The organism is Desulfonatronum sp. SC1, from assembly GCF_003046795.1.
Lineage (GTDB): Bacteria > Desulfobacterota > Desulfovibrionia > Desulfovibrionales > Desulfonatronaceae > Desulfonatronum.
The window spans coordinates 1-415 of the sequence record NZ_PZKN01000196.1 but is presented as its reverse complement, the minus strand read 5'-3'; the positions used below and the strand labels follow the sequence as shown (position 1 = coordinate 415).

The following is a 415-nucleotide window of genomic DNA, read 5'->3' as shown; positions in this document are numbered from 1 at the left end:
CAATATATTCGGATTAATTGCCAGAATCTCCTGTAGCACGGGAATCAGGTGCACCAACTCAGTCTCGATGGAAAAGTTCTCCATAAAAGGATCCATTTGCCCTTCGGGCAAATCATTGTATGTAAAAACACTGTCGCTTAAGTCCGAAGCCCCAATGCTTAAACGCAGATAACTGACACCAATTGCATCACCATCAACTCCAAACAACTCATTCAACAACGATTGACGCACTTCAGGCTGCATTTCGTTTATCAACCTTGCACTGCCTCCTGTAAGCGTAAAACCAAAGCCATCGATAACCTGATACTGCTTATAATCATTCACACCAATGGTTATGGTTGTTTTCTCTCTATTTTTGTTTGAAATCTCAACTGGCTTCTGCTTTTTAAAGAGCACTGATTCATCAGCCTTTGTT

1 protein-coding gene is annotated in these 415 nt (G+C 41.2%); it reads right to left on the bottom strand.

Annotated elements, in window-relative coordinates; genetic code table 11:
* A partial coding sequence (locus C6366_RS21270) for a hypothetical protein (RefSeq protein WP_199221625.1) occupies positions 1-415 on the bottom strand: 415 nt, incomplete at both ends.